20 protein-coding genes are annotated in these 21,881 nt (G+C 71.0%); 13 read left to right on the forward strand and 7 right to left on the reverse strand.

Translation table 11 applies throughout. The features are described 5' to 3' along the window. Positions 1-576 (reverse strand): lipid II flippase MurJ (locus tag ABZ570_RS03865; RefSeq protein WP_358056476.1); only part of this gene is annotated, 576 nt, incomplete at its 3' end. Positions 577-705: 129 nt separating this feature from the next. Here ABZ570_RS03865 and ABZ570_RS03870 point away from each other — a divergent pair. Beyond that, a complete protein-coding gene (locus tag ABZ570_RS03870; RefSeq protein WP_358056478.1) occupies positions 706-2,166 on the forward strand; it encodes a CCA tRNA nucleotidyltransferase in 1,461 nt (486 codons plus the stop codon). A gap of 193 nt (positions 2,167-2,359) precedes the next feature. Further along, entirely contained in the window at positions 2,360-4,393 is a 2,034-nt protein-coding gene (locus ABZ570_RS03875; protein ID WP_358056480.1) for a S8 family serine peptidase, read from the forward strand. 72 nt (positions 4,394-4,465) lie between these two features. On the opposite strand, the gene ABZ570_RS03880 is transcribed toward ABZ570_RS03875, so the two are convergent. Together ABZ570_RS03880 and ABZ570_RS03885 are read right to left on the reverse strand one after the other, a co-directional pair. Next, the gene (locus tag ABZ570_RS03880) at positions 4,466-5,971 is read right to left on the reverse strand and encodes an SPFH domain-containing protein (RefSeq protein ID WP_358056482.1); all 1,506 of its coding nucleotides are present in this window, start codon (positions 5,969-5,971) and stop codon (positions 4,466-4,468) included. Between the two features lie 24 nt (positions 5,972-5,995). Then, entirely contained in the window at positions 5,996-6,517 is a 522-nt protein-coding gene (locus tag ABZ570_RS03885) for a hypothetical protein (RefSeq protein ID WP_358056665.1), read from the reverse strand. Between the two features lie 107 nt (positions 6,518-6,624). On the opposite strand from ABZ570_RS03885, the gene ABZ570_RS03890 reads away from it, so the two are divergent. The 3 genes from ABZ570_RS03890 (at position 6,625) to ABZ570_RS03900 (ending at position 8,331) form a co-directional block, all read left to right on the forward strand. Further along, positions 6,625-7,191: a sigma-70 family RNA polymerase sigma factor gene (locus ABZ570_RS03890; RefSeq protein ID WP_358056484.1), complete on the forward strand. Its 567-nt coding sequence runs from the start codon at positions 6,625-6,627 to the stop codon at positions 7,189-7,191. Further along, positions 7,188-7,751, forward strand: a complete 564-nt coding sequence (locus tag ABZ570_RS03895) for a hypothetical protein (RefSeq protein WP_358056486.1) — start codon at positions 7,188-7,190, stop codon at positions 7,749-7,751. The genes ABZ570_RS03890 and ABZ570_RS03895 overlap by 4 nt, the downstream gene beginning before the upstream one ends. Positions 7,752-7,842: 91 nt before the next feature. Continuing rightward, the gene (locus ABZ570_RS03900) at positions 7,843-8,331 is read left to right on the forward strand and encodes a methylated-DNA--[protein]-cysteine S-methyltransferase (protein ID WP_358056488.1); all 489 of its coding nucleotides are present in this window, start codon (positions 7,843-7,845) and stop codon (positions 8,329-8,331) included. A gap of 54 nt (positions 8,332-8,385) precedes the next feature. Here ABZ570_RS03900 and ABZ570_RS03905 read toward each other — a convergent pair whose 3' ends face one another. Beyond that, entirely contained in the window at positions 8,386-9,465 is a 1,080-nt protein-coding gene (locus ABZ570_RS03905; protein WP_358056490.1) for an inositol-3-phosphate synthase, read from the reverse strand. 23 nt (positions 9,466-9,488) lie between these two features. Then, on the reverse strand, positions 9,489-10,127 hold the full coding sequence (locus ABZ570_RS03910; RefSeq protein WP_358056492.1) for a PadR family transcriptional regulator: 639 nt from the start codon (positions 10,125-10,127) through the stop codon (positions 9,489-9,491). A gap of 174 nt (positions 10,128-10,301) precedes the next feature. On the opposite strand from ABZ570_RS03910, the gene ABZ570_RS03915 reads away from it, so the two are divergent. The 3 genes from ABZ570_RS03915 to ABZ570_RS03925 all read left to right on the forward strand — a co-directional run bounded on the left by ABZ570_RS03915 (position 10,302) and on the right by ABZ570_RS03925 (position 15,643). Continuing rightward, complete coding sequence (locus ABZ570_RS03915; protein WP_358056494.1) at positions 10,302-10,766, forward strand: DUF5318 domain-containing protein; 465 nt, start codon at positions 10,302-10,304, stop codon at positions 10,764-10,766. A 194-nt stretch (positions 10,767-10,960) separates the two neighbouring features. After that, positions 10,961-13,804: a transglycosylase domain-containing protein gene (locus ABZ570_RS03920; protein WP_358056496.1), complete on the forward strand. Its 2,844-nt coding sequence runs from the start codon at positions 10,961-10,963 to the stop codon at positions 13,802-13,804. A 342-nt stretch (positions 13,805-14,146) separates the two neighbouring features. Further along, positions 14,147-15,643 carry a glycosyltransferase 87 family protein gene (locus ABZ570_RS03925; RefSeq protein ID WP_358056498.1) on the forward strand — a complete coding sequence of 499 codons (1,497 nt, stop codon included), beginning with the start codon at positions 14,147-14,149 and terminating at the stop codon, positions 15,641-15,643. A gap of 182 nt (positions 15,644-15,825) precedes the next feature. Here ABZ570_RS03925 and ABZ570_RS03930 read toward each other — a convergent pair whose 3' ends face one another. Both ABZ570_RS03930 and ABZ570_RS03935 read right to left on the reverse strand, forming a co-directional pair. Next, positions 15,826-18,153, reverse strand: a complete 2,328-nt coding sequence (locus ABZ570_RS03930; protein WP_358056500.1) for a hypothetical protein — start codon at positions 18,151-18,153, stop codon at positions 15,826-15,828. Next, positions 18,150-18,941, reverse strand: coding sequence for a deoxyribonuclease IV (locus tag ABZ570_RS03935; protein ID WP_358056502.1), 792 nt, complete (start codon positions 18,939-18,941; stop codon positions 18,150-18,152). Before ABZ570_RS03935 ends, ABZ570_RS03930 begins: the two co-directional genes overlap by 4 nt. A 656-nt stretch (positions 18,942-19,597) precedes the next feature. On the opposite strand from ABZ570_RS03935, the gene rpsF reads away from it, so the two are divergent. From rpsF to ABZ570_RS03960, 5 genes are all read left to right on the forward strand, one after another. Beyond that, the gene (gene rpsF, locus ABZ570_RS03940; RefSeq protein WP_046563719.1) at positions 19,598-19,888 is read left to right on the forward strand and encodes a 30S ribosomal protein S6; all 291 of its coding nucleotides are present in this window, start codon (positions 19,598-19,600) and stop codon (positions 19,886-19,888) included. Positions 19,889-19,968: 80 nt separating this feature from the next. Further along, a complete protein-coding gene (locus ABZ570_RS03945) occupies positions 19,969-20,496 on the forward strand; it encodes a single-stranded DNA-binding protein (RefSeq protein ID WP_358056504.1) in 528 nt (175 codons plus the stop codon). A gap of 41 nt (positions 20,497-20,537) precedes the next feature. Continuing rightward, the gene (gene rpsR, locus ABZ570_RS03950) at positions 20,538-20,777 is read left to right on the forward strand and encodes a 30S ribosomal protein S18 (protein WP_013289355.1); all 240 of its coding nucleotides are present in this window, start codon (positions 20,538-20,540) and stop codon (positions 20,775-20,777) included. 14 nt (positions 20,778-20,791) lie between these two features. After that, positions 20,792-21,238 (forward strand): 50S ribosomal protein L9, encoded by a 447-nt coding sequence (rplI, locus tag ABZ570_RS03955; protein ID WP_358056506.1) that lies wholly within the window; start codon positions 20,792-20,794, stop codon positions 21,236-21,238. 145 nt (positions 21,239-21,383) lie between these two features. Then, positions 21,384-21,581, forward strand: coding sequence for a hypothetical protein (locus ABZ570_RS03960; RefSeq protein WP_358056508.1), 198 nt, complete (start codon positions 21,384-21,386; stop codon positions 21,579-21,581). The last annotated feature ends 300 nt before the right edge of the window (positions 21,582-21,881 follow it).

Genomic DNA, 21,881 nt, shown 5'->3' on the forward strand with positions numbered 1-21,881 from the left:
GGCTGCGATCAGTGCGCTCACCCCGGTGAAGAACAGCATCGGCAGCATCAGGTAGGACAGGTCGTTGACCAGCTCCTTGTATGCGGCGTCCTTGCCGGCGGCGTAGATCGCGGTGAGCACCGGCGCCGAGACCACCGCCAGCAGTGCGGCGGCGGCCAGTGTGAGCACCGCCAGGGTCAGCAGCCGCTGCGCGTACGCCTCGCCCCGGTCCGGATCGATTTTGCGGCGCCGGACCAGCACCGGGATCAGCACGCTGGTGAGCACGCCGCCGAGCAGGAACTCGTACACCTGGTTGGGCAGGAACTGGGCGGTGGTGTAGACGTTGCTGACCGCGTTGCCGAGGGCGGCGCCGATCATCAGGTTGCGGATGAAGCCCGTACCCCGGCTGACCAGGCTGCCGATCGCCATCACCGCGCTGTTCGCCGCGGCGCTGGTCTCCGCGACCACCTCCTGCGGCGGGGCGGTGGCCTCGACGCCCGGCTGGTTCAGCGGCTCGGCCGAGATGAAGACGGCACCGTCGTCCGGCGGCTGGCCGCCGGCGTGCGCGTTCGCGCTGCGGTAGAGCCCGCCGCTCATCTCCAGCCTCCAAGGGGTACGTCGGAGCCGGACCTCGGGGCCCGCACGCCCACGACCTTAGTCAACCTCGACCGCTTACCCATGCCCGGCGCAGTAGATCCCGCCCCCGCCCGATAGGCTGGCCGTCCCATGTCCGACGCCTCCGCCTCCCACGCCGCCGACCGCCGCGAGCTGACCGCCGCGCAACGTACCGCGGTCGCCGAACTGCTCCGCGTCTCGCCGGTCGCCGACGAACTCGGCCGGCGGTTCGCACAGGCCGGTCACGAACTCCACCTGGTGGGCGGCTCGGTACGCGACGCGCTGCTCGGCCGTCTCGGTGAGGACCTCGACTTCTGCACCGACGCTCATCCGGATCAGACGATCAAGATCGTTCGGGGCTGGGCGGAGTCGATCTGGGAGACCGGCCGGGAGTTCGGCACCATCGGCTGCCAGCGCGGCGGGCTCCGGCTGGAGATCACCACCTTCCGCGCCGAGGCGTACGACCAGGTCAGCCGGAACCCGATCGTCGAGTACGGGACCAACCTGACCGACGACCTCAGGCGTCGCGACTTCACCGTCAACGCGATGGCGGTCAGCGTCCCCGACCACCGGTTCACCGATCCGTACGGGGGCCTGGCCGACCTGGCCGCCAAGGTCATCCGTACCCCGGGTACGCCCCGGGAGTCCTTCGGTGACGACCCGCTGCGGATGCTGCGCGCCGCCCGGTTCGCCGCCCAGCTGCGGTTCACGGTCCACCCGGACGTCCGCGAGGCGATGACCCGGATGGCCGCCGACCTGGACCGGATCACCGCCGAGCGGATCCGCGACGAGTTCACCAAACTGCTCTGCGGCGCGGACCCGATCACCGGGCTGCGGTTGCTGGTCGACACCGGGTTGGCCGAGCGTTTCCTTCCCGAGCTGACCGGGCTCAAGCTGGAGATCGACGAGCACGCCCAGCACAAGGACGTCTACGAGCACACCCTGACCGTGGTCAGCAACGCGATGTCGTTGGAAGCGGACGGCTGCGACTTCGTGCTCCGGATGGCCGCGCTGATGCACGACGTCGGCAAGCCGGCCACCAAGGCGGTCGGCCCGGACGGCCGGGTCAGCTTCCACCACCACGAGGTGGTCGGCGCCCGGCTCACCAAGGCCCGGATGAAGGCCCTGCGCTACCCGAAGGACGTCATCGGCCAGGTGGTCAAGCTGGTCGCGCTGCACCTGCGCTTCTACGGGTACGGCCGGGGCGAGTGGACCGACTCGGCGGTGCGCCGGTACGTCACCGATGCCGGTGACCTGCTGTCCCGCCTGCACAAGCTGACCCGGTCGGACGTCACCACCCGCAACCGACGCAAGGCGGCCCAGCTCGCGGCCGACTACGACGCGCTGGAGGAGCGGATCGTCCGGATCGCCGCCGAGGAGGACCTGGCGCGGGTCCGCCCCGACCTGGACGGCAACGCGATCATGGAGCTGCTCGGCGTACCGCCGGGCCCGGTGGTGGGGAAGGCCTGGCAGCACCTCAAGGAGCTGCGGCTGGAGCGCGGCCCGCTGGACCGCGACGAGGCCGAGGCGGAACTGCTGCGCTGGGCCCGGGAGCAGGGCGTTCTCGGCTGAGCTCGGCGCGTCCGGCACGGGCGTACGACGACACGCCGGCGTATCGACCGAACGGTTGACGCCCCGGGCGGTGATCGTCATGGATGATGATGCGACCGTCGCCAGTCTCTCGTTCGTCCGAGCTGAGGCGGCGCTGATCACTCGTCCGCCCGTCCGATCCGGACGGTCGCCGGAACACGGGGAGAACTGCTCAGTGATACGTCCTGGCGCACTGCGCCGCTCCGCGCTGGCGGGGGTCGCCCTCGCCTCCGCGACATCCATCTTCTGTGCCGCCACCGGCGGCACCGCGCTGGCCGATCCGGCCGACCCGCCCCGGGCGCAGGTCCGGGGCGCCGACAGCGCCGACGCCGTACCCGACCGGTACATCGTCGTGCTGAAGGACCGCAAGGCCAGCCCCGGCAAGGTGCGGGCCAACGTGTCGGCGCTGGCCGACGCGCACGGCGGCTCGGTCCGCCGGGTCTTCACCACGGCCCTCAACGGCTACTCCGCGAGCATGAGCCGGCGGCAGGCGGAGCGACTGGCGGCCGATCCCGACGTGGCCTACGTCGAGCAGGTCCGGCGCTACCGGGCCACCGGCACCCAGACCACCCCACCCTGGGGCCTGGACCGGATCGACCAGACGACGGCCAGGACCGACGGTCGCTACAACTACCCGACCACCGGGGCCGGGGTCGCCGTCTACGTCCTGGACACCGGCATCGACGTCGCCCACCCGGACTTCGGCGGGCGGGCCGCCAACGGCTACGACTTCGTCGAGAACGACACGGTGGCCCAGGACTGCAACGGCCACGGCACCCACGTGGCCGGCACGGTCGGCGGCACGAAACACGGCGTCGCCAAGGACGTGCAGCTCGTCGCCGTGCGGGTGCTGGACTGCGCGGGCGGTGGCAACAGCGAGCAGGTCGTCGCCGGCATCGACTGGGTCACCGCGAACGCGGCCAAGCCTGCCGTGGCGAACATGAGCCTCGGCGTTTCCGAGATCGACAAGGCGGTCAACGACGCGGTCGCCCGTTCGATCGCCGCCGGCGTCACGTACGCGGTCGCGGCCGGCAACGACGGGCAGGACGCATGCAACTTCTCGCCGGCCAGCGTGCCGGCGGCCATCACCGTCGGCGCGACCGACCAGGTGGACTTCCGGGCCTGGTTCTCCAACTACGGCCGCTGCCTGGACACCTTCGCCCCCGGCGTCGGTGTCGTCTCCACCGTGCCGGGCGGCCGGACGGCCGTGATGAGCGGCACCTCGATGGCCGCCCCGCACGTGGCGGGCGCCGCCGCGCTGCTGCTCGAAGCGAACCCGACCTGGGCGCCGCAGCAGGTGCGCGACAGCATCGTCACCACCGGCATCGCCGGCGCGGTGCACGACCCGATGGGATCGATGGACCGGCTTCTGCACGTCGGCCCGGTCCAGCCCGCCCGCAGCTCGTACGGCCTCAAGGCGCGGGTCAACGGCAAGTTCGCGACCGCGGAGAGCGGGGGCACCAAGCCGCTGGTCGCCCGCGGTTCCGCCCTCGGGCCGTGGGAGAAGTACGACGTCGTCGACGCGGGCGGCGGCCTCGTCGGGCTGCGGGCGAGGGCCAACGGCAAGTACGTGACGGCGGAGAGCGCGGGCAGCAAGCCGCTGATCGCCCGGGCCGCGTCGATCGGTGCCTGGGAGAAGTTCCAGGTCGTCAACAACACCGACGGCACGGTGAGCCTGAAGGCGAACATCAACGGCCGGTACGTCACGGCGCCGAGCGCCACCTCGCCGCTGATCGCCAGCAAGACCACCATCGGTACGGCCGAGAAGTTCGACTTCGAGGCACCGGCGCCGGTGGTCGGCATCAGGTCGTCGGCCAACGGCAAGTACGTGACGGCGGAGAGCGGGGGCAGCAAGCCGCTGATCGCCCGGGCCGCGACCGTCGGCGCCTGGGAGAAGTTCGAGATCGTCAACGTCGGCAAGGGCTTCTTCAGCCTGCGGGCGCTGATCAACGGCAAGTACGTGACCGCGGAGAGCGCGGGTGCCAAGCCGCTGATCGCCCGCGCGACGGCCATCGGCGCCTGGGAGAAGTTCGACTTCCTGGACTACAACGCCGACGGCTCGATCTACCTGCGGGCGTACGCCAACGGGAAGGCGGTCACCGCCGGTGGCACCGGCACCAGCCAGCTGATCGCCAGCCGGACCATCAACTGGAACAGCCAGACCCTGGGTCTCGGCGTCGGCGAGAAGTTCGTCGTCGCCGTCCTCTAGCCCCGAGCACGACGGCGCCCGCCGGAGTCCCCTGACCAGGGGGTCCGGCGGGCGCCGTCGTTCCGGTCGTGCTCAGTGCTCGACGGCGCTGCCGTCCACCGTGGTCTTCCCGTTGGTGTGCGCGCTGCCCAGCTTGGCGAGCAGCCCGGCCAGGTCGATGCCGGTCAGGTCGCTGCCGAGCTGAAGACCCTGGGCAACGTTGCCCGCCACCGACTTGGTCAGCGACGACGCGCCGTCGGTGGAGATGACCGTCATCTTGTCGATCGCACCGATCGGCGCGCTGGCCGCCTCGACCACCTGCGGGAGTACCTTGACGAGCAGGTCCAGCACGGCGGCCTCGCCGTACGCGGCGAACGCCTCGGCCTTGCGGGCCATCGCGTCGGCCTCGGCCTGCCCCTTGGCCAGGATGGCCGCGGCCTCGGCCTGGCCCTCGCGCTCGACCGCCTCGGCGATCGCGGAGCGCCGGCGCTGCTCCGCCTCACCCTCCTTGGCACCCTCGATCGCGTTCGCCTCGGCCAGCGCGGCCCGGCGGGCCCGCTCGCCCTCACCGGTGAGCCGGGCCTGCTCGGCGGCGGCCTGCGCGGCGGCGATGGTGGCCTGCCGCTGCGCGTCGGCGTTGAGCACCGCGGCGTTGCGGGCCGCCTCGGCCTCCTGCTCGACCTTGTAGCGGGCCGCGTCGGCCGGCTTGCGCACCTCGGTGTCGAGCTGGCGCTGCTTCAGTTCGGCGTTGCGCTCGGCGACCTTCTGCTGCTCGGAGAGGATCGCCTGGTCCCGCTCGGCCTGGGCGAGCGGCCCGGCCGCCGCCGACTTCGCCTTCGCCGCGTCGATCTCGGCCTGGATGGCGGCCTGCTTGAGGGCCAGGTTCCGGTTCGCCTCGGCGATCGCCTCCTCGGCGAGCAGCCGCTCCTGCTCGGCCTGCTGGCGGGCCCGGGCCTCGGCGATGGCGGCGTCCTTGAGCACCCGGGCCGCCTCCGGCCGGCCCAGGTCCTGCAGGTACGACCCCTCGGCCAGGATGTCCTGGAGCTGGAAGGCGTCCAGCACCAGGCCCTGGTTGGTCATCGAGTGCTCGGCCTCCTCGGCCACCGCGCTGGCGAACGCCGCGCGATCCCGGATGACCTCCTCGACGGTGAGCCGCCCGACGATCGAGCGCAGCGCGCCGGCCAGCACCTCCCGGGTGAAGTTGTCGATCTCGTCCTGCTGGTGCAGGAAGCGCTGGGCGGCGGCGCGGATCGCGTCCTCGGTCCCGCCCACCTTGACGATCGCGACGCCGTGCAGGTCGGTACGGATGCCCTGCTTGCTCACCGCGCCCTTGATGCCGACGTCGATCCGGCGGCTGGACAGGTCGAGGGACTGGAGCTTCTGCACCACCGGCAGGACGAAGACCGACGCGCCGAGCACGACCTTCTGCCCGGACATGTCGGTGGAACGCCCGCCGTCGGCGGTCTGGGTGGTCCGGCCCTTGCGGCCGGTGACGATGAACGCCTCGTTCGGGCCGGCCACCTTGATCCGGGAGAGCACGAAGAGGATGAAAAGGACGGCGAGGAGGACCGCGCCGCCGATGGCGACGAGCAGGGGCATGGCAGTTCCGTCTCTGCTGGGGAATCAGTAGGTTTCGACGTGCACGCTGGTTTCGCTGAGTGCCTCGACCACGAAGATCCGAGCGCCGACCGGGATCGGCTGGTCGGCGCGGGCGTTGAGCTTGACCGGCTGGCCGGCGAGGCGTACCCGGACCTCGCCGTAGCCGCTGGCGGGGATGGGGGTCACCACCAGGCCGATCGCGCCGACCAGATGGTCCCGGGTCGGCGTGGCGTCCGTGCGCATGTTCCGCGCCGCGCGGCTGAGCCGGGCCGCCAGCCAGCCGGTGGGCACGGCGGCGAGCGCGCCGCCGGCCAGCGCCGCCGCGATCATCCCGGGGGTACGCCCGCCGAGCAGCTCGTTGACGATGGCGGCGCCGAAGCCGAACGCCCCGATGAACCCGGCGACCGCCTCCAGCGACACCGGACCGTCGACGTCCGGGTGGCCGAAGGTGAACAGCTCAGCGCCGAGCAGGGCGAGTGCCAGCACGCCGGCCCCGACCCCGCCGATGATCAGGAAAATGAGCGTTCCGGTGGCCACGACCCGCACGATATCGATGCCGGGCAAGTCGCCGGCTGCGCGAAATCTGCCGTCGGCGGTAAGGATCTGACGGCGCGGCGACAAGTATGGGCGTGAGACCACCACCTGGAGGTTCGGTGCCGGACGCTCAGCGCACGACCGCGGATGGCCAGCGCCTGGCCGATCTGTTTCGTCGACACGGGGACGCCGTCTTCGCATACGCCAGTGATCGGCTGGGCGCGGAGGATGCTCAAGATCTCGTGGCCGAGGTGTTCGTCGTGGCGTGGCGGCGCTTGGAGACGATCAAGCCTGGCCAGGAACGGCCGTGGTTGTTCGGGGTCGCGCGGCGGCTCCTGCTGCAGCACTGGCGCAGCCGCGCGGGGCAGGCGGCATTGCAGGTCCGCCTGCATTCGCAGATCGAAACCAGCGACAGCCGGCACGTCGGTCCGGCCACCGCCGAACGGGCTGACGTGCTCACGGCCCTGGCGGCGCTGCCCGAGAGCGACCGCGAAGTGCTGCTGCTGCGTTACTGGTACGACTTCAGTGGCAGCGAGTCGGCGAAGGTGTTGGGCTGCACCGCGGCGACGTTCGCCGTTCGGCTGCACCGGGCACGCCGCCGGTTCGAGCAGGTCTATGGGCGGTTGGTCGAGCCGAAGCTGCCGGCCACGGGCATCTTGCCGGCGTACTCGAGGGGGCTGCGGTGAAGTGGCACGACAGCGGGACCGAGGAACTCATCAGGCGGGCCCGGCCCAGCGCGCGGGTGAGCTTCACGGCAAGCGAACAGGGAACAGTGCTGCTGGCTCGGATCCTCGACACGCCGCGACAGCCGCAGCGGCGGCCCCGGAAGAAGGCGGTGGGCATCGTGGGTTTGGTTGCGGTGTCCGCCTTGTTCGCCGGCGGCGCCACCGCAGCGATCGGCGGTTATCACGCGCCTACCGCGCCACCTGAGGCGCAGCCCGCGAACCGGGAGGCGTTCGTGTGCGCCACGCAGGGACTGCACCGGATGGGCGACTCCACGGCCAGGCAGGGCGAGACCTCGGTCGATGCGTGTCGTAGATCGTGGCGCCGGATCTTCAGCGACGACGCCCCGACCTACCTCTACGCGTGCGTGCAGCGCGTCCAGGCGAGCCCTTCCCCCGGAAGCACCGCTTCCCCCTCACCTGAGTGGGGAAAGCTCGTCTACGTTGTCGACGGCCAGCAGTTCAAGAACGCGGCTGAGACGTGCGGATCCGTCGGCATGCTCGTGGCCCCTGACGGCAACTGAGAGCGCGTGCCGGCGGAGCCGTCCTCCGCCGGGGTCACGCTGCCCTGCCCCGGCCGGTGGCGGCCCGCGCCTCAGGCGGGACAATCGACCCATGCGTTGGAGCGTGCTCGATTCGCCGATCGGGGAGTTTTCCGTGGCCACCGACGGTGAGGCCGTCCGCGGGGCGCACTTCGGCCGGGTGGAGTCGGCGACCGACCGCCCCGGCGACGAGGTGGCCGCCCGCGCACTGGCCGAGCTGCGCGCGTACTTCGCCGGGGAGCTGACCGAGTTCACCGTGCCGGTGATGACGAGCCGGGGGTCGGACTTCGAGCGCGCGGTCTGGCGCGAGATGACCCTCATCCCGTACGGGGAGACGAAGACCTACGGCGAGGTGGCGAAGGCGGTCGGCGATCCAGGAGCGGCCCGGGCGGTCGGGGTGGCCTGCAACCGGAACCCGGTGCCGGTGATCGTGCCCTGCCACCGCATCGTCGGAGCGGGCGGCAAGCTGGTCGGATTCGGCGGCGGGCTGCCGCGCAAGGTGACGCTGCTGGAACTGGAGGCCCGGGTGGCCCTGGAACGGGCCTGGTCACCCGGCCGTTGAGCGAGGGCCGGGTCCGTGCGGACCCGGCCCTCGACCGTGCGGTGGTGCAGCGCGTCAGCGCTCGATCTCGCCGGCGATGAACGCCTCGACGGCGGCGTGCGCGTCGTGGTCGGCGTACTGCTCCGGCGGCGACTTCATGAAGTACGAGGAGGCCGAGAGGATCGGGCCACCGATCTTCCGGTCCAGCGCGATCTTCGCGGCGCGGACGGCGTCGATGATGACACCGGCCGAGTTCGGCGAGTCCCACACCTCGAGCTTGAGCTCGGCGTTGAGCGGGGCGTCACCGAAGGAGCGGCCCTCCAGGCGGATGTAGGCCCACTTGCGGTCGTCGAGCCACGGCACGTGGTCCGACGGGCCGATGTGCACGTCGCTCTTCTGCATCTCGTGCGGGATCTGGGAGGTCACCGACTGGGTCTTCGAGATCTTCTTCGAGACCAGGCGGTTGCGCTCCAGCATGTTCATGAAGTCCATGTTGCCGCCGAAGTTGAGCTGGTACGTGCGCAGCAGCTCGACCCCGCGGTCCTCGAAGAGCTTGGCCAGGGCACGGTGCACGATGGTGGCACCCACCTGGCTCTTGATGTCGTCGCCGACGATCGGCAGGCCGGCGTCCTCGAACTTCTTCGCCCACTCCGGGTCGGAGGCGATGAAGACCGGCAGGGCGTTCACGAACGCGCAGCCGGCGTCGATCGCGGCCTGGGCGTAGAACTTGTCGGCCTGCTCGGAGCCCACCGGGAGGTAGGAGACGACCACGTCGACCTGCGCGTCGCGCAGCGCCTGGGCCACGTCGACCGGCTCGGCGTCCGACTCTTCGATGATCTCGCGGTAGTACTGGCCGAGACCGTCGAAGGTCGGGCCACGCTGCACGGTGACGCCGGTCGGCGGCACGTCGCACAGCTTGATGGTGTTGTTCTCGCTGGCGACGATCGCCTCGGCGAGGTCCATGCCCACCTTCTTGGCGTCCACGTCGAACGCCGCGACGAACTTCACGTCGGAGACGTGGTAGTCGCCGAAGGTGACGTGCATGAGACCCGGGACGCGGTCGGTCGGGTCGGCGTTGCGGTAGTACTCCACGCCCTGCACGAGGGACGAGGCGCAGTTACCTACGCCGACGATGGCGACGCGGACGGAGCCCATAGCGTCTGCCTCCTTCTTTTTCATCACGGCCGCTCTTTCCTGGACTCTCCAGGCGGGGGCGGGCTGTCGTTATCTCGTCGGCCGCCGGCCGTCCCGGGTTGCGGGACCGTCGGGGCTCGGCCGGAGCGCTCGTTGGCGATGAGCTCCTCCAGCCAGCGGACCTCGCGCTCACAGGCCTCGAGCCCGTGGCGTTGCAGTTCCAGGGTGTACGCGTCGAGACGCTCGGCCGCCCGGCCGAGCACGTCGCGCAGGCCTTCGCGACGTTCCTCGATCTTCCGGCGGCGACCTTCCAGGATCCGGAGCCGGGTGGCCTGGTCGGTCCGGGCAAAGAACGCGAAGTGCACGCCGAAGCCCGTGTCGTCGTACGTCTCGGGCCCAGCCTGCGCTATCAGTTGGGCGAAGCGTTCCTTGCCCTCCGCCGTAATGGTGTAGACCACCCGACCGCGTCGGCTGGTCAGCGCGGGGACCTCCTCGGCGGTCGCGGGTGTCTCGGCGGCTTCGCTGATCCACCCTGCCGCCTGCAGTCGGCGCAAAGTCGGGTAGAGCGAGCCGTAGCTGATCGCCGCCCGGATGGCCCCGAGTTTGGCGGCCAACTCCTTGCGCAGCTCGTAGCCGTGCATCGGAGCCTCCTGCAGGAGGCCCAGGATGGCGAGCTCGAGCATGGGCCACCCCTTCTTACCCCCGGCGCGGAGGCGTAACCGCCGCGATGTATCGGACCGATACATCGCACGTTAGCGGAGACCCATGATCAGGGCAAACCTTCGGCTACGCGGTTTTGTCGTCACGGATCGTGACGGTGGTCGCCTCGTCCGGCCGGACCGCGTACCCTTTGCCGCATGCGTACGCAGCGCCAGGTCGTCGACTACTCGCTTCAGAAGCGAGCGGTGCTGCGTGATCTTCTCGCCGCCCGGGTGGGCAGGTACGACGTCTGCGACGCCTCTCCGTACCTGAAGAACGCGGCCCGCTTCCACGGCGAACCCACCGAGGAGCGCTGCCCGATCTGCCGTGTCGAGCACCTCGTGCATGTCCACTACATTTACGGCGACGAACTCAAGCAGTCCGCCGGCCAGGCGCGTACCCGGGCCGAGTTGTCGGTCCTGGCGATGACGCTGCGTGAGTTTCAGGTCTTCGTGGTCGAGGTCTGCCCCGGCTGCGACTGGAACCATCTCGTCGAGCAGTACCTGCTCGGCCGGGACGGGCTGGCCGGTGGCGTGGAAGACGGGTCGGAGCAGGAGGCGGCGAGCGGCTTGTCCGCGCCGGGCAGCTCCGCCACTCGTCGAAGGCGAGAGGCGCAACGGTGAATCTGGCTGTACCGGTCGACCCCCGGCTGACGCCCGGGCGGGACGACGGACAGTTGTTCAGTCTGATAGGTCCGATTGGGTCGGATTCGACGGCTACGCCCCGGCATGCCCGGCGGGTAGCGTCTCGTGTCCCAGCTCACGGCAACCCGGTGGCGGCGCCCCCGCGCCCCACCGCGACCGGCAGGGTGTGAGGAATGAACTACGGCGATCCCAGTTCTTCGCATGGGCGGGCCCAGGTCCCGGGCCCGAACGGCGACCCCGACCGCGGCGGAGGCCCGCACGGGAACGGCTGGTCATCCGGGGCGGCAGGCGGTGCGTCGGCCCGTGCCTCGGTGACGCCCCGGGGCCCCGCGTCCGGCGGGCGCGCCTCGGTCGGCGGTGCGGCCCCGACACCGCACGGTGCGTCGGGTGCGGCCTCGGTGGGCCGGGCCGGCGCGGGACGGGCTTCGGTGCCGGTGTCGCCGGCGCCCGGTAGCGCCTCCGGCCGCGCGGGCGCCGGCCGGGCCTCGGTGCCGGTGTCTCCGGGCGCTCCGGCGGGGCGGGCCGCGGCCAGCGCGGGTGCGGCCGGGCGGGCGGGCGTCGGCTCGGCGGCCGTCGGTGGGCGGGCCGCGGTGGCCCGGGCCGGCGTAGGCGGGGCCGGCGGCGGTCCCGGCGGTCCCGGCGGACCGGGTGGCCCGGGCGGCCCCGGCCGGGGTGGTCGTGGTGGCCGTGGTGGCCGTGGTGGCCGTGGTGACGACCCCGCCGCGCGGGCCCGGGCGAAGAAGCGGCGCCGGATCAACATCCTGATCGCCGGCTTCGCCGTCTTCATCATGCTCGCCGGCATCGGCGTGGTCGGCTTCACCTACTACTCCACGAACGTGGTCCTGCCCGAGGACACCGTGCCACCACTGTCCACCACGATTCTCTCGGCCGACAAGCAGACCATCGCCAAGGTCGGTGAAGAGAACCGCCAGTTCGTCACCATCAAGGACATCCCCGAGCACGTGCAGCACGCGGTGGCCGCGGCGGAGGACCGGAACTTCTACCGGCACTCCGGCGTGGACTACAAGGGCATCGCCCGGGCCGCCTGGAACAACCTCACCGGCGGCGGCAAGCAGGGCGCCTCGACCATCACCCAGCAGTACGCCCGCAACGCCTTCGAGAACCTCGACCAGGACACGTACGCGCGCAAGGTGAAGGAGGCGATCTTCGCCTCCAAGCTGAACGACCGGTACAGCAAGCCGGAGATCATGCAGCACTACCTGAACGTGATCTACTTCGGCCGGGGTGCGTACGGCATCCAGGCGGCGGCGCGGACGTACTTCGGCAAGGACAGCAAGGACCTGACCGTGGCCGAGGGCGCGGTGCTCGCCGCGCTGATCAAGCAGCCCGAGCTGGACAGGTCCACGGGCCACAAGGGCTATGATCCGGCGACCAACGCGCAGGACGCGCTGGACCGGTGGAACTACGTGATCCGGGGCATGATCACCGAAGGGTGGCTCGACGCGCCCGGCAAGCCTCAGCACCCCACCGAGTACCCGAAGAACATCAAGGCGCTCAGCCCCAAGGGCAACGCCGGGGGCTTCGGTCTCGACACGCCCTACGGCAACGTGGTCAATTACGTGGTGCAGGAGATGCGCGAGATGAATCTCTGCACCGACAACGACGCCGAGGCGACGCCGAACAAGCCGCTCTGCTCGAAGGCGCTGAGCCGGGGCGGATACCGGGTCACCACCACCATCGACACCAAGATGCAGAAAGCGGCGCTCGACGCGGCCCAGCGGGCCAAGAAGGGCTCCGAGCTCTACGGCCAGCGCGACAACCTGATGGCCGCCGTGGTGGCGATCGACCCGAGAAACGGTGAGGTGCGCGCCTACTACGGCGGTGACAACGGCACCTTCCACGACTACGCCGGCAAGAACTACGAGAACGGGATCATCACCGGCGGCCACTCCCCGGGTTCGAGCTTCAAGATCTACACCCTGGCGGCGGCGCTCGCTGCCGACCATTCCATCGAGTCGCGCTGGAAGGGCAAGGCCTTCAAGCCGGAGGGCTTCAAGAATCCGATCAGCAACGCGGGCACGGACAACCCGTCCTGCGGCGATTCCTGCACGCTGGAGAAGTCGACGCTGCTCTCGCTGAACGTGCCGTTCTGGCACGTCACCGAGAAGATCGGCGCCGACAAGGTCGTCGACATGGCGAAGCGCGCGGGCGTCACGATGATGTGGCGGATCGACACCGATCCGGCCAAGGAGTACGACCTCACCAAGATGAAGGCGTCGGAGGTGGCGCCGGACCCGTTCTACTACCCGGTGGGCTACGGCCAGTACCCGATCACGGTGCTCGACCACGCCAACGGCGTTGCCACCTTCGCCAACCAGGGCGTCTACAACAAGGCGCACTTCATCAAGAAGGTCGAGAAGCAGAACCTCAGCACCGGTAAGTGGGACCTGGTGGGTAGCCACAAGCTGAACTCGGTGCAGCGGATCCCGAAGAACGTCGTCGCCGACGTGACCTCGGTGCTCGAGAAGTACCCGGGCCAGGTGAACCGCAAGCTCGCAGGTGGCCGCAAGGCAGCGGAGAAGACCGGTACCTGGGAACTGGGCGACGGCAGTTCACACAACGGCGACGCCTGGATGATCGGCTACACGCCGCAACTCGCCACGGCCGTCTGGGTCGGCAACAAGGGTGCCCGCAAGGCGATCCTGATGAAGGACGGCAAGACGGACATCAGTGGTGCCCGGATGCCCGGTGCCATCTTCCAACGGTTCATGAACGACGCGCTCCAGGGCAAGGAGAAGATGGACTTCCCGCCCGCCGCGCACATCGGCAAGGACGACGGCGGCAACGGCGACCCGCCGCCCGCGCCGCCGACCGAGCAGCAGTGCGACCCGCTCGGCCTCTTCCCGTGCGGTGACAACAACGGCAACGGCGACAACAACGGAGGCAACACCGGCGGCAACAACGGCAACGGCAACGGCGGCTTCCCGTGGGGCCCGGGCGGCGGCGGTCGCGGTGGTGGCCTCCTGCCCAGCACACCACCAGATCAGGCGTACTGACGGCAGGGCCTGACGACGGCGGCCGGACCACTGGTCCGGCCGCCGTCGGCTTTACCCGGGCCGTCAGCGGTTCGCTATGGCGCTGCTGAGCACCTCGAGCGCCTGCGTCGTCTCGGTCAGCGCCCGGTGAATCGCCTCGGCCCGCAGGGCCGGTGAGTCGACATCCTGAAGGGCAGCGCCGCGCCACAGGCCGAGGCCACGGTGAAGCAGGGTGGTCGGGGGATTGGATCCGGGTTGTCTGTCGCCACCAGCGCAATGGATCTTGCGGACTCCGCTGGGACGCCGACGTCCGCTGCCGTCAGTTCTCGTCGGCGGGTCCGAGATAGGGCAGGATGCCTTTCCATGAGCATCCAGTCGACGGCAGGCATCGACGACAATGGGCCCATCGACCATCCGTCCCGGTCGGATGGCTTCGTCCGAGGCGCCTCCGAGTTGATCGGTGGCCCGCTCGGCGACCACGCGGTCGCCGTGGACCGGCCGGTGCACCGGGAGGGCCGCTTCTGGACCGCCGCCCGGATCGTGCTGGCGCTGGTCTGCCTGACGCTTGCGCTGCACTGGGTGCAGAAGTCGCCCTGCCAGGACGGTGCCTGGCAGAACAACATCCAGTACACCCGGATGTGCTACACCGACGTGCTGGCGCTCTACTACGCCGAAGGGCTCAACGAGGGCAAGGTGCCCTACGCCGACCACCCGGTGGAGTACCCGGTGCTGACCGGCTACTTCATGGGTGTCCTCGGCCTGCCGGTGCACGCCCTCGGCGTGGACAACCCCGGCATCAACCAGGGCCAGTGGTTCTACAACCTGAACGCGCTGGTGCTCAGCGCACTCGCCGTCGCCACCGTCGCGGTCATCCTCAACCTGCGCCGCCGACGACCGTGGGACGCGGCGATGTTCGCGCTCGCACCGGCCCTGCTGCTCACCGCCACCGTCAACTGGGACCTGCTCGCCGTCGGGCTGGCCGCCTTCGGGCTGCTGGCCTGGGCACGACGCCGCCCCGCCATCGCCGGCGTGCTGCTCGGCCTGGCCGGGGCGGCGAAGATGTGGCCGCTGTTCCTGCTCGGCCCGATCCTGGTGCTCGGGCTGCGGGCCGGCCGGCTGCGCGCCGCGCTCACCGCCACCGGCGCGGGCCTGGTGGCGCTGGTCGTGGTCAATCTGCCGGTGGCGATCCCGTACCGAGACAGCTGGAACCGCTTCTTCGACCTCAACAGCACCCGGGCGATCGACTGGGGCACCTTCTGGTACATCGGCCGCTATCTCGACGGCAAGGTGAGCCCGTCCAAGCCGGGCGAGCTGGGGCCGTTCGAGTGGCTCAGCGCCAACATCCCCACCCTCAACTGGGTGTCGTACCTGCTCTTCGGGCTGGCGTGCCTCGGCGTGGCCGCGCTGGGGCTGCTCGCTCCGCGCCGGCCGCGGCTCGCGCAGCTCGGCTTCCTGGTGGTCGCCGCCTTCCTGATCTTCAGCAAGGTCTGGTCCCAGCAGTTCGTGCTCTGGCTGCTGCCGCTGGCCGTGCTCGCCCGGCCGCGCTGGGGAGCCTTCCTGGCCTGGCAGATCGCCGAAGTCTGCTACTTCGTCGCCTTCTACGGCGAACTGCTCGGCTCGGCCACCAGCCGGCCGGTCTTCCCCGAGGGCGTGTTCGTGCTGGCGGCCAGCCTGCGGCTGATCACCGTGGCGGTGCTCTGCGGCTTCGTGATCCGGGACATCCTCCGGCCCGAGCGGGACGGGGTCCGCGCCACGTACGCGGACGACCCGGACGGCGGAGTGCTGGACGGTGCACCGGACGCCCCCTGGTTCCCCAGGCGGGCGAAACAGTTGCGCGCCGAGGTGCCCGCCTCGACCTGAGCGGGACGTGGCGCTGTTGCCGGGGACGCCGGCCCGGACGGCCATCTGCCGCCGTCCGGGCCGGCGGGCCGGCCAGTACCGACCGGTCCACCAGATCGTCGGGCCAGCCGATGCCCGTGCCTCGGCCAGCAGCCCTGGTCGGGTGATTCGGGGTGCCCGGACCGCGACCGGTGCCCGGCGGTTCAGAGCCGGTAGACCACCGCGCCGTCGACCTCCTCGCGGGTGATGCCCAGCCCGTCGACCGGGCGGTCGAGGAGCCCCTCCCACGGCGTGCCGCCGAGTTGGCCGGGCAGCACGACCACGGTCTTCACGCCGATCTGGCGCAGGTGGTCGACGCTGGTCTGGTCGGGGAAGCCGACGCTGACGTCGCGTGCCCGGGCCTGACCCTTCGGAGTGAAGCCGCTGCCGCCGTTGACCATCGGCTGGAACCGGCTGGTCGACCAGAGCATCAACGGCTGGTCCAGGGCCTGGCTGCTGGGCAGGACCAGCATCGGGCCCTCGACCGCGCGCATCACCGGAGGCTGCTGCGGCACCACCGGGTGCGGCGTGGTGTTCAGCCCCTCCACGACGACCAGGAGCAGCGGCAGCAGGGTGGCCAGCCGCAGCCAGGGACCGGGCCACGGCGGGACCCGCTCGGCGGCGAACTCGCGTACGCGGGCGCAGAACGCGGTGACCGCACCGGCGGCGAGCAGGCCGAGCAGCAGGGTGGCCCAGAGCATCATCCGACCCGGGGTGCGCAGCCCGTTCCAGCCCGGGAGGTGGTCGAAGAGCGGTACGTAGGTGAACCGGCCGTCGAAGAGCCTGGTGCCCATGGCCAGGGCCATCGCCACCAGCACCCCGGCGAGCAGGAAGATCCGGTGGCGTACCCGCCAGACCGAGAAGAACAGCCCGCCGGCCGCCAGGGCGTAGAGCACGAAGCCCGGCAGCAGCGTCATCTCCGGGTGCCAGGGCAGCACGCTGCGGGCCCCCTCGTGCAACGGGCCCCAGATCCGCGACTCTGCCGGGGCGGTGAGGAACCCGCTGGCCGGCGGCGAGTAGAGGTCGATCTCGGCGAGCGACCGCGCCGCGTTCGGGTGCAGCTCCGCGACCTTGAAGTACGGCACCGCGAGCAGCGCGCCCACCGCGGCGAAGACGACGCCGCCGAGCACGTCGGCGAGGAGCAGCCGGCCACCGAACGGCCGCTTCACCGGGCGCACCACCCAGCGCCGGGCGAACCAGACGACGGCGGAGACCAGCACGACGCCGGCCAGCAGGTACGCGAACGGCAGCCCGATGCCGAAGCCGAGGCTGAGCTGCCACGCCGCCACCAGCCAGCCGGCGAACGCCCAGCCGGCGTGCCGGCGCCGGGGCCGGTAGCCGTACCGGAGGGACCAACCGTGGCCGCGGGCGAGCATCGCCAGCGCCAGCGGGATGCCGCCGTTGGAGATGATGTGCAGGTGCCCGGCCTGGGCCAGGATCCAGGGGGCGTACGTGTAGGCGACGCCGGTCACCGCCGCGCCGATCCGCCCCGCGCCGAGTTGCCGCGCCAGCGCGTACGCCCCGAGCGTGGCGAGCGCGTGCGCCAGCACGAACATGATGTTGTAGCGCAGCAGGGCGGCCTCGGGGCCGTGACCGAGCATGCCGGCCGGGGCGTACCCGAGCAGGGTGTCGGAGAAGGCGAAGCTCCACCGGTCGGGGAAGAACGTGTTCGAGTGCCAGAGCTGCGCGGGGTCGGTCAGCAGAACGTGCCCGGACCAGGCCATCTGCCAGGACTGCAGGCTTGGGTCCCAGTAGTCCTGCGGCAGCGTGTAGCGCGGGTAACGCAGGGTGGGCCAGGTCATCAGGACGGCCAGCACCAGGGAGGCGACGGTGGCCAGCGTCCACTCGTGGATCAGGAACCGGCCCACCGCGCGGAGCGCCCGGCGCGGCCGGGTGAGCACGGGTTCCGGGGCGGGGCCGAAGGCGGACCAGCGGTCGGCCGGCTCCTTGCCCTCGGCTGCGGTGTCCTTCTCTCCGGCACCGGCGGTCGTGTCCTTGCCCTCGTCGGGCTTTCCGTGCCCATCGGCGTCGCCGTCCCGGCCGGTCTTCGTGGCCACGGTCGGCTCGCTGGGCGGGTCGGTGTCGCCCGGGCCGTCCTTCGTGGCCGCAGCCGGCCCGGCCGCCTTGCCGCCCTGGCCCGTCTTCCCGGGCTTGCCGCCCTGGCCCGTCTTCCCGGGCTCGCCGGCCCGGCCCGTCTTCCCGGGCTCGCCGGCCCGGCCGTTCTTCCCTGGCTCGCCGGCAGCACCGGTGTCGCCCGGGTCGATCCTGGTGGCGCCCGCGCCCGTGTCGAGGCCGGATCGGTCGGCGGCGGCCTGGTCGGGGCCGTCTGGGTCGGTCGTCCGGGCCGGGGCACTGCCGGTCGGGCCGATCCGGCCCGACGAGGGCGCACCCTGCGCCGCCTCGGCGACTCCGTTCCCGCCGGTGGGCGGCTGCCCGTCGCCGTCGGCGGACCGCTCGGCCGGCCGGGTGCCGTCGGACTGCTCGGTCGTCATGCCGCCGGCGTCCCGGTACCCAACTGCCGGCGCAGGAAGGCGATGTCCGCCGCCTGGCCCTCGACCCCGCCCGGTGTCTCCACGATGACCGGCGCGCCGGCCGCCCGGATCACCGCCACCACCAGCTCCGGGTCGATGGTCCCGCCGTCGAGGTTGTCGTGCCGGTCCTGCCCCGAGTTGAAGGCGCCCTTGGAGTTGTTCGCGTGGATCAGGTCGATCCGGCCGGTGATCGCCTTGACCCGGTCCACCAGGCCCAGCAGCTCCTCACCCCCGGCGTGCGCGTGGCACGTGTCGAGGCAGAAGCCCACCTCGTAGTCGCCGAGCGCGTCCCAGAGTCGGGCCAGCGCGTCGAGGTGCCGGGCGCAGGCGTTGTCGCCGCCGGCGGTGTTCTCGATCAGCACCGGAAGCGGGAATCCACCGGACTCCGCCGCGTACGCGAAGGTCTTGCGCCAGTTGTCGAAGCCGGCGGCGACGTCGTCGCCCGCGTTGACGTGGCCGCCGTGCACGATCAGCCCCTTGGCCCCGACGGCCGCCGCGGCGACCGCGTGGCCGACGAGCAGCTTGCGGCTGGGGATGCGGATCCGGTTGTTCAGCGTGGCCACGTTGATGACGTACGGCGCGTGCACGTAGAGGTCGACGTCGGCCGCGCGCAGCCGCTCGGCGTCCTCCCGCGGCTTCGGGGCCTTCCACCCCTGGGGATCGGAGAGGAAGAACTGCACGGCCTCGGCGTCCCGGGCGGCCGCCTCGGCCAGCGGGTCGGTCGGATCGACGTGGGCTCCGATTCGCATGCTGGGCAGCCTACGTCGCCCCTCCGACGAGCGGGGTGACCACGAGGGCGTGGATGGTGGGCGTCGGTGCCGCCGGCATCCGCGTCACCAGTCGGTCCGGTGGTCGTTGACCGAGGTGGGATCGACGGTCGACGCTGCACCCGAGCGCAGTCTCCACAGGCGTCCGGATGCAGGGAAGACCCCCGGAACGGGGCGCCCCGCCGTGCGGCCCGGCACGACGGGGCGGGATCCGACTCGTCACACCTGACCGGCTGACAGCAGGATAGCGGGCAAATTATTCCAATTCCCCCTACAGGTGACGAGAGCGGTTGTATGGTCAGAGCACGTGACAACACGATAGAGCTCCGCGGGGCGTCCTCGATCCAACCTCATCGGTGTGGTCGTTCCTCCCCAGGTCCCACCCAAGGAATGCGGACGGGACGCCCCGCGGCCCCGTGGACAGGGGTCCACTTCCGGTGCTCGCACCCGGAGGTGGGCCCCTGTCACCGCGTCCGGGCACCGCGCACGACCGGCCCGGGCATGATCGTCCGGACCGGGTATCCTGGTCCGGTTGTCCGCGCCCGGCCGGGTCCCCCCGCTGCCGGTCACGGACGCGACGCACGACCTCCTGCCACGGAAGGACCGTGGCCGCTTAGCCCACAGGAGGTGAGCACGTCTTGCGTCATTACGAAGTCATGGTGATCCTCGACCCCAGCCTCGAGGAGCGCACCGTCGCCCCGTCGCTCGACACGTACCTGAACGTGATCCGGACCGCGGGTGGCTCGGTGGAGAAGACCGACGTGTGGGGCCGCCGGCGCCTCGCGTACGAGATCAACAAGAAGGCCGAGGGCATCTACGCCGTCATCGACCTCCAGGCGTCGCCGGAGGCCGTGGCTGAGCTGGACCGTCAGCTCCGACTCAACGAGTCGGTGCTGCGCACCAAGGTCATCCGCCCGGAGATGCGCTGAGCATCTAGACCCGGCACGTCCGGATCAAGCCTCATCGACGCTGTCGGAGGGCTCTGAGAGCCTGTAGGGCACAGAGATGAGTGCGCGAGGAGATGGTCATGGCAGGAGACACCACCATCACGGTCATCGGCAACCTGACCGATGACCCCGAGTTGCGGTTCACCCCCTCCGGGGCGGCGGTCGCCAAGTTCCGGGTCGCCTCGACGCCCCGCTTCATGGACAAGGCGTCCGGCGAGTGGAAGGACGGCGAGCCGCTGTTCCTCTCGTGCACGGTCTGGCGGCAGGCCGCCGAGAACGTCGCCGAGTCGCTGCAGCGCGGCGCCCGGGTGATCGTGTCCGGCCGGCTGCGTCAGCGGTCGTACGAGACCCGCGAGGGTGAGAAGCGCACCGTCATCGAGCTGGAGGTCGACGAGATCGGCCCGTCCCTGCGCTACGCCACGGCGAAGGTGCAGAAGATGTCCCGCTCGGGCGGCGGCGGTGGCGGCTTCGGTGGTGGTGGTGGTGGCCAGGGCGGCGGAGGCAACTTCGACGACCCCTGGGCCTCGGCTGCCCCGGCTCCCTCGCGCGGTGGTTCGGGCGGAAACTTCGACGAGGAGCCCCCGTTCTAATGGCGCCGAGCGCCCGCGATCGCAAACCAGGAGCAAGAGCAATGGCCAAGGCTGCGGCACTTCGCAAGCCGAAGAAGAAGGTGAACCCGCTCGACAAGGACGGGATCACCTACATCGATTACAAGGACACCGCGCTGCTGCGCAAGTTCATCTCCGACCGCGGCAAGATCCGCGCTCGGCGGGTGACCGGCGTGACCTCGCAGCAGCAGCGGCAGATCGCCCGTGCGGTCAAGAACGCCCGCGAGATGGCGCTCCTGCCGTATACGGCCACGACCCGCTGAGAGGAGGCACCGACATGAAGATCATCCTGACTCAGGAGGTGTCCGGCCTCGGTGCCCCGGGCGACATCGTCGAGGTGAAGAACGGCTACGGCCGTAACTACCTGCTGCCGCAGGGCTTCGCGATCGCCTGGACCAAGGGTGCGGAGAAGCAGGTCACGGTCATCAAGCGGGCCCGCGCGGCCCGGGAGATCCGCGACCTCGGCCACGCCAACGAGGTCAAGGCCCAGATTGAAGGCCTGAAGGTCAACCTGAAGGCGCGTGCCGGCGACGGCGGCCGCCTCTTCGGCTCGGTCACCCCGGCCGAGGTCGTCGAGGCCGTCAAGGCGGCCGGCGGTCCGGCTCTGGACCGCCGCCGGCTGGAGCTGCCCGGTCACATCAAGTCGATCGGCTCCTACCCGGTGACCATCAAGCTGCACCCCGAGGTGAGCGCCAAGTTCAACCTCAACGTCGTCCAGGGCTGACACCCGACAACGACCAAAGGGCCCGCACCGGACTCCCGGTGCGGGCCCTTCGGCATGCCCGCCGGCCTGACGCCGCGCCACGACCCGGAGCCGTCGCCGATCAGCCGATCGGCTGGCCGGTCACCGCGCTGATCGCCACCGTCGAGTGGGCACCCTGGACCACGGCCGCCGCCAGCGCCACGTCGCCGAGCGCCAGGTCGTCCCGGCCCCCGGCAGCACCATCGCGACGACCAGACTGCTCAGCGCCAGCCCGAACCGGGGTGCGCCCGCGATCAGCGACGCGAAGGCGTGGGTACCGGCTCCGCCGACCGGGGCTCGGGAGCGTGACGGGCCGGTCGGCTGACGTTCGAGCGAACTGAGCTCTCCGCTCGCCAGTCCCGGTGTCTCACGGCCGGAGCGCCCGCTGTCGAGGTGTCGCCGCTCGGACCAGATGGCGGCCGGGGGCGGACTTGACCCGGAATCTGTCGTCCACAGGGTGGGGATTACATAACCGCAGGCCAGAGCCGCATGGAACAGGAATCCCCACCGCTTGTCCACACCCCTGTGCACATCCTGCACACATGTCTGTCCCCCGGCGTCCACAGGTTGTCCCGAGGCTCGTCCACCGGCATTGTTGAGAGCCTGAGCTCGGGTTCCGTATCGT

It is taken from the genome of Micromonospora sp. NPDC007271, assembly GCF_040634005.1.
Classification (GTDB): Bacteria; Actinomycetota; Actinomycetes; order Mycobacteriales; family Micromonosporaceae; genus Micromonospora.